The organism is Maribacter sp. Asnod1-A12 (assembly GCF_045063735.1).
GTDB lineage: Bacteria > Bacteroidota > Bacteroidia > Flavobacteriales > Flavobacteriaceae > Maribacter.
On the sequence record NZ_JBEFNZ010000002.1, the window covers coordinates 1 to 1,181 of the forward strand.

Genomic DNA, 1,181 nt, shown 5'->3' on the forward strand with positions numbered 1-1,181 from the left:
GTGAACTTCGTATCCGCTTTCTTTACTTTCTTGTCCTGTGCGCTTGCCATCATAGCCATTACCGCCAAGCCACAAAAAATATATCCTGTTTTTTTCATGTCGTTTTTTTAAAAGAATCTTGGGGTGATCACTCGTTTGTATTTGTTCAGGAATTCATATCTCAGCATGATCTCGAAAGAACCGTCGTTGAACCTGGTCGCTCCAAGGTCCGTCGTTTCCTTGTCATAGGCAAGCCCCAACATCAACTGGTCGTTCAGCTGAAAACCGAACAGGGCGCTGATCGCAGCGTCCCATCTATACGCAGCCCCCAAAGAGAACTTGTCGTTGAAAAGGAAGTTCGCGCTTAAATCTACCTGTAAAGGTGCCCCCTTTACGGCTTTTACGAGCGCCGCGGGCTTGAACTTTACGTTGTTCTTCAAATCGAACACATACCCCGTGATCAGATAGAGGTTCATACGCTCCTGTGCGATCAAACTCGAACTGTTCGTATCCGAACTGTCGAAATGCTCGGTCTGCAGAAAGTTCGGTACCGATAGCCCCGCATAGAAACGGTCCGTATGGTAATAGATCCCCGCTCCGAAGTTAGGCGAGAACTTGTTGTCGATGTTCGGCAGGTTGCTCTCCGCCCCGTAGTTCCTCAGTTTCGTGAAGTCCACGTTGAACAGGTGCCCGCCCGCTTTCAGTCCGAACGAAAGCTTACCCTCCTCAGAGGTCTTTACCGTATAACTGAACGCGGCGTCTATGTACGTATCTTGGTTCGTACCGTTACCGATCTCGTCGTTCACCACCGATAGTCCCAATCCTACATTATTGGAAACGGGAGTATGAAAGTTCAACGTCTGAGTCGTCGGTGCGCCGTCGAGCCCCACCCACTGCGAACGGTGAAGGGCAACTATGCTCAACACTCCTCGAGATCCCGCATATGCAGGGTTCACCGATATCGTATTGTACATGTACTGCGTGTACTGCGCGTCTTGCTGGGAATACCCTGTCAGAAGACCCGCTATACTGATCAATATGAATAGAAAATATTTGTTCATCTTATCTTTTTTAAAGAGATTTTTTTATCTGTTTATGTATAGGTAACCCGACTTGTCCAAGTTATCCCCGTTGTTATTATACTTGATCACATAGAAATACACGCCAACCGGTAACTCGGAATCTTGGTTTATCGTAGCTCT

At 47.5% G+C, this 1,181-nt stretch carries 2 protein-coding genes; both read right to left on the reverse strand.

From position 1 onward, the window contains the following. Positions 1-107: 107 nt before the first annotated feature. Positions 108-1,040, reverse strand: coding sequence for a type IX secretion system membrane protein PorP/SprF (locus tag ACJJVP_RS00010; RefSeq protein WP_405409748.1), 933 nt, complete (start codon positions 1,038-1,040; stop codon positions 108-110). 24 nt (positions 1,041-1,064) lie between these two features. Beyond that, positions 1,065-1,172 (reverse strand): gliding motility-associated C-terminal domain-containing protein, encoded by a 108-nt coding sequence (locus tag ACJJVP_RS00015; protein ID WP_405409750.1) that lies wholly within the window; start codon positions 1,170-1,172, stop codon positions 1,065-1,067. Positions 1,173-1,181: the final 9 nt, after the last annotated feature.